3 protein-coding genes are annotated in these 6,208 nt (G+C 71.6%); all 3 read left to right on the top strand.

What is annotated here, in order from left to right:
• A complete protein-coding gene (locus UK23_RS53180) occupies window positions 1–1,713 on the top strand; it encodes a WXG100 family type VII secretion target (RefSeq protein ID WP_231114855.1) in 1,713 nt (570 codons plus the stop codon).
• A 64-nt stretch (window positions 1,714–1,777) separates the two neighbouring features.
• Complete coding sequence (locus UK23_RS37610; protein ID WP_045316541.1) at window positions 1,778–3,481, top strand: hypothetical protein; 1,704 nt, start codon at window positions 1,778–1,780, stop codon at window positions 3,479–3,481.
• A 374-nt stretch (window positions 3,482–3,855) separates the two neighbouring features.
• Window positions 3,856–6,208: glycosyltransferase (locus tag UK23_RS37615; RefSeq protein WP_045316542.1), on the top strand; the 2,353-nt coding region annotated here is incomplete at its 3' end.

Below are 6,208 nucleotides of genomic sequence, written 5' to 3' on the forward strand. Positions count from 1 at the left end.
ATGACCGCGCCGGAAACTCCACTCCCGTCTCCTCCCGGGATGAAGATCACCGAGGAGAACAAGCTCAAGGGCTCGTTGTTCATCGAGGCCTACGGCAGCCTGATCGACGGCATCGGCAAGGACGCCGAGACCGAGACCGAGAAGGCCCTGGACATCACGTTCAACGCGATCGGCGCGGCGTCGGCCACGGTGATGCTCGTGATGGACCCGCTGGGCAGCCTCATCGGTGCCGGCATCGGCTGGCTGATCGAGCACGTGTCGTTCCTGCGTGACGCCCTGAACCAGCTGATGGGCAACCCGGAGGAGATCCAGGCCAACGTCGAGGCCACCAAGGCGCGCGCGGCCGAGCTGCGGGTGCTGGCCGAGGACCACAAGAACGGGCTGGCGACGTTCGACGGCTGGACCGGCTCGGCGTCCGAGGCCTACAAGAAGTCGATGGACGGCATGTCGCAGGAGCTCGACGAGCTCGCGCAGGCCGTCGAGACCAAGGCCAAGATCGTCGCGATCATGGGCATGCTCGTCACGGTGCTGCGCGACATCGTCCGCGACATGATCGCGCAGCTGCTCGGGTCGCTGATCGGTGGCGCGATCCTGGCGGCCGCCGCGATGATCCCGACGTTCGGGGCCTCGATCCCGGCGTTCATCGGCTTCGCGGTCGGCAAGGCGGTGGCGCTGGGCACGAACATCGCCTCGCGCGTCGCCCGCGTCGTGGCGGCGCTGGGCCGTCAGATGAAGCGGATCGGCGACCTCGACGGCATCATGGCCAAGATCAGCAAGGGCTGGGAGAGGTTCGAGAACTCCGCCGACGTCGCCGAGATCTCCTACGAGGGTTACAAGGCCTCGAAGGACGTCGACAAGAAGATCGACGAGGCGGTGGCGAAGAACAACTCCGGCGGCGGTGGCGGTACGGGTGGTACCACCACGGCCTCCGCGCCGAACGCGCTCGCCAACGCCCGTGTGGGCACGGTCCAGCAGGACGGGACCGCGACTCCCATGCACATGACGTCGGCTCGCACGCAGATGGACTCGGTCGTGGCCACGCCAATGCACCTGGCATCCGAGCGCACTCAGATGGACGCGCTCGCGCCGACGCACGCCCGCACCGCGATGTCGGCCGCCGAGCCCATGCACATGGTCTCGCGGACTCAGGTGGACGCGGTCGAGCCGATGCACGCGCTCAAGCGCATGGACGTCGCGGAGCCCGTGCAACCGTTGCAGCGGACGCAGATGGACGCTGTCCAGCCGTTGCAGCCCATGCATCGGGTGGACGCCGTGCAGCCGACGCACCAGCTGATGGACGCCGTCCAGCCCATGCAACCGTTGCACCGGATGGAAGCCGTTCAGGCGCCGATGGCTCCGACCCACATGAACGTGGCGTCGGACTCGACCGTGGCGTCCGGTGTCTCGATGACGTCGAGCGCGCCGGTGCACCACGAGGCTCTGCAGGCGCGGGAGACGTACAGCGGCGTCGAGTCCACTCCGGCCGAGCCGGTGCAGTCCGTCACGCCTTTCGAGACGGCAGCGCGGACGCCGACGTTCGAGGCACTCGAGCCGGCGCGGGAGAACTACAACCCGCTGCAGGCCCGCACGGCGTACTCGGGTTTCGAGGCCCCTGCCGAGCCGATGCAGTCCGCCTCGTCCTGGGACACGACCGCCCAGTCCGGTGGCGCGCCGCTGCGCCGGACCTCGGTCGAGCGCCCCGCGGAGCAGTAGCTCCTCCCGGCCGGGACCCCGCCAACCCTGCTTGTTCTGACGCAGTACTGGAGATACGCCGCTCATGGCCAAGGGTGTCAACCCCTCACCGTCGCCGTCGCCGAATCCCAACCCGGCGCCGAACCCGACGCCGTCCCCCTCGCCGACGACGGGGACGGGTGGGGGCGGCCCGACCGGCAACAGCGGCTTCTCCATGAACGACTCCTCGATGCAGGGGTTGCAGAACAAGGCGGGTGACCTGGGGTCCCGGCTGTCGGGCATCTCGAGCGGCCTGCGCGGCCTGAACTTCTCCGGCAACGCGCTGGGCCCGATCGGCCTGTTCGCGGTGCCGGCCCTGAACGCGTCCAACGACAACGCCGTCTCGCAGGCGGACAAGGGCGCGAAGGCGTTCACCGATGTCCAGTCGAACCTGAAGGCCACGCACCAGACGGCCACCCAGACCGACCAGACGCACCAGAAGAACCTCCAGTCGTTCGACACCTCGACGACGGCCAAGCCGCCACCCGGCAGCAACGCCAAGGCTCCTGGCCTCAACGCGCAGGGCGGCGCGAACTTCAAGAACCCCGACGCCGTCAAGGGCGGCGGCGTCAACACCCCGGGCCTCAACGCCCAGGGCGGCGCCAACTTCAAGGGCCCGGACGCGGTCAAGGGCGGCACCGGGCCTGCCGGTGGTCTGAAGGGTCCTGCCGGCGGTCCGGCGGTCGTGCCGCCCACGTCGGTCAAGGGCGGCGGTCCGGCTCCCACCGGTGGCCTGAACGCGCAGGGCGGTCCTTCGGTCAGCACCGCGCCTCCGGTCAAGGGTGGCGGTCCGGCTGTCACCGGTGGCCCCAAGAGCGGGGTCGGCGGTCCGGCGGTCGTGCCGCCGACGTCGGTCAAGGGTGGCGGCCCGGCTGTCACCGGTGGTCCGAAGGGTGGGACCGGCGGTCCGGCCGTGGGTGCGGTGCCTCCGGTCAAGGGTGGTGCCGGACCGGTTGCCGCTGGTGGTCCCAAGGGTGTGGGCGGCCCCGGCTTCACGGCGCCCCCGGTCGTGGGCGGCGGTGCGAACCCCGGCTCGGCCAAGCCAGGTGCCACGCCAGGTGGTGGCGGCAAGGGCGGCGCGGTCCCGCCGGTCAGCACTCCTGGTGGCAAGGGCGGCGTCCCGACGCCTCCCAGTCCTTCGGCGGCCGGCCCCAAGCCCGCCGTGACCCCGCCCGGCCCGCAAAGTGCCGTGACGTCCCCCTCGACGGGCGGCTCGCGCGGCGCCACTCCTCCCGGCACTCCTGGCATGGCCCCGCCCATGGCCCCCGGCGCCACTCCTGGCTCCGCGGGCGGCGAGCGCGGCGGCAGCAAGTTCGGTGCGGGCGGCGGCAAGGGCGTGTTCGACGCCCCGAAGCCCGGCTCGGACAGCACGATCTCCAAGCCCCCACCGGGCTCGGCCCCCGCCGCGGCTCCGAAGCCAGGCTCGACCCCGCCCGTTCCCGGCGCGGGCTCGCCCAGCACCGGCTCCCCCGCCACAGGCTCACCCAAGCCGGGCGTCCCCGGCACCCCGCCACCGTCGACTCCCGGCCAGCAGAGCGCGGTGACCACGCAGCCCCAGAGCGGCACCCCGCGCGGAGGCGCGACCCCGGGCGCCACGCCTTCCGCGGCGTCCGCACCCCCGGCCGCCCCGCCGATGGCACCGGGCGGCGCCAACCCGGCCGCCGGCACATCCGAACGGACAACACCATCTCCAGGGCCCCTGGCGCCTCCCCGTCGACGCCACCCCCGGCCCCGAAGCCCACCCCGCTGACCCCACCGCCGGCCGCGAACACCGCACCACCGGCGAACGCCCCCTCCGCCACCCCGAACACGGCACCACCCGCCCAGTCACGCCCAGCACCGCCCGCGTCAGAGGGCGCGCCCCCGGCGAACGCACCGTCGACGAACACGCCGTCCCCGAACGCGAACACCGCACCGCCCACGCAGACGCGCCCGGCCCCAGCCGCACCGCCCGCGGGCGCGCCACCGGTGAACACGCCGTCGCCGAGGCCGGACACGACACCGTCCGCCCAGCCCCCGAAGGCCGACACCGCCCCGCCAGCGCAGTCGCGACCGGCACCGGCACCGGCACCGGCACCGAACGCTCCACCGGTCAACGCACCCTCGCCCAGCCCGAGCACGAACGTGCCGCCGGCCAACGCACCCTCGCCCAACCCGAGCACGAACGTGCCGCCGGTCAACGCACCCTCGCCCAGCCCGAGCACGAACGTGCCGCCGGCCGGCGTGCCCTCGCCCCGGCCGGAGACCAACGTCCCCGCGGCGAACACGCCGTCGCCGAACGCGAACCCCGCGACGAGCACCCCGCCGGTCAACTCGCCCAAGCCGGACACGAACGTTCCCCCGACCAACGTGCCGTCGCCCAAGCCGGAGACCAACGCTCCGCCGGTCCAGACGAGGCCGACGCCGGACACGAACGTAGCGCCGCCCGCGCAGCCGAAGCCCACCCCTGCCCCGGCCGTCAACGCGCCGCCCGCCAACGTCCCCGCGGCCAACGTCCCGCCCGCCAACGTCCCGCCCGCCAACGTGCCGCCGGCGAACGCCCCGAACCCGAACACCCCCGGCCCCAACACCCCGAACCCGAACACGCCGCCGGTCGACGCGCCCGGTACCAACACGCCCGGTGCCAACGTGCCTCCCACCGGCGGGCCCAAGCCCGGCGACCCGGCCGTGCAGACGCGTCCGGCCCCGAGCCCAGCCCCCAGCCCGAACCCCAACCCGAACAGCGGCACCAACACCAACGTCACGCCTGACCTCGTCGTCGCGCCGCCCATCGTCGCCCCCGCGCCGAACACCGACACGAACACAAACGCGAACACCCGCCCGGCGCCACCGCCCAACGTCGTGCCGCGGTCCAACCCGGCCGCGCAGAACTACCAGGCACAGCCGCGCCCGGACGGCGGCAGGGGCAGGAAGCGTGCCGCGATCAAGAAGTGGCTCGGGATCGACTTCATCAAGGGGCTGTTCAACAAGCCCCCGGCAACGCCTGCGCCCGCTCCGGCCCCCAGCCAGAACACGAACACGAACACGAACACCACCCCGCCCGCTCCCGCGGACCCGTGGGTCGGACTGGTCGGCAAGAACGCCGATCCGTCCTCTGTGGACATCGACACCCTGAAGTCCCATGTGGACACCGCCGTCAACGACGGCAAGCCGGGCAAGGCGCGCGTCCTCATCAACCGCATCACGGACCCGGACGTGAAGGCCGAGCTGCAGCAGCAGTACGACCAGTCCGTCCAGAACAAGGGCGACGCCGGCAAGGTCGAGGTGCCGAAGGAGCTGCACTTCGCCTGGTTCGGCAATACTCCCAGCCCTGCCGCCGTGCAGGGGATGAAGGAGTGGGGCGCGAAGGTCCAGGAGAACAACGGGGCCAACGCCGACCCGAACCAGCAGTGGAAGGCCACCCTCTGGACCGACAGCTCCGCCGGCAACTGGGACCCTCAGGTCGTCCAGGACCTCAACAACGCCGGCATCGAGATCAAGACGAACACGCCGGACCTGGTCACCGAGCTGTCCAACGACGTCCAGAGCCGCACCGACACGAACACGACGATCAACGACGTGTACGCCGCCGCGCAGAACCCGGACGCCAAGGCCTACAACCTGGGCGCGGACATCGCGCGGTACGCCGTGCTGGCCAAGAACGGCGGCGTGTACGTCGACGTCGACATCCGGCCCGGCGCGGTGGACCTCGGAACCATCGGCGACATGAAGATGCAGCCGACGGACGTCCCCGTGTTCGCGCCGCGGCTGCGTGACCAGACGAGCGTCAACGACACGTTGCAGGGCCAGAACGTCGCGCCTGGCACGGAGCTCGACACGGCCGCGAACATCCAGTACGGCAAGGGCGAGCTGAACAACAACTTCATCGTCGCGCCGCCGGGCAACGGCTTCATCAACACGCTCGCCGACATCATCCCGCAGAAGTTCGAGGGCCTGAAGGCCTACGGCATGCCGGACGCGAAGTTCAACGAGGAGCTGAAGGCCCAGGCGCCGGACATCTCCGGGCCGAACGCGCTCGTCGACGGCGGGTTGAAGCCGACGACCGGTGTCATCAGCCAGTTCACGATGAACCCTGACAACCACGGCCTGAAGGTCGAGCCCGGCATCTCCTACCTGCCGCCGCAGATGCCGCTGGTCGAGAAGGCCGACTACAGCTCGCTGTTCGACCCGGACCTCAAGAACAAGTGGTCGGGGCTCGAGTGGGTCACGCCGGAGAGCGAGAGCCAGCTCGACACCGACCACCGCGCGGCTCCCGGCGACAACACGCCGAACCAGACCCGCGGCGGCGGCGCCCCGCCGCCCATGCCCACCACGTTCGACCACCAGGGCAAGGACGTCATCACCGACGAGTCCTGGCGGCACGACCCGGCGAAGACCTCGGACTGGTCCCAGCCGAACAACCCGGCCGATCGCAGCACCTGGGCCGACCGTCGCGACAACCAGAACGTCCGCACCGTCGACCAGGTCGTCCACGACG

Source organism: Lentzea aerocolonigenes, assembly GCF_000955955.1.
In the GTDB taxonomy this organism is placed as follows: domain Bacteria; phylum Actinomycetota; class Actinomycetes; order Mycobacteriales; family Pseudonocardiaceae; genus Lentzea; species Lentzea aerocolonigenes_A.

Bases quoted from the DNA above. Each gene is read 5' to 3' on its own strand.
- UK23_RS37610 (WP_045316541.1), top strand. From the start codon at position 1,778: ATGGCCAAGGGTGTCAACCCCTCACCGTCGCCGTCGCCGAATCCCAAC.
- UK23_RS53180 (WP_231114855.1), top strand. From the start codon at position 1: ATGACCGCGCCGGAAACTCCACTCCCGTCTCCTCCCGGGATGAAGATC.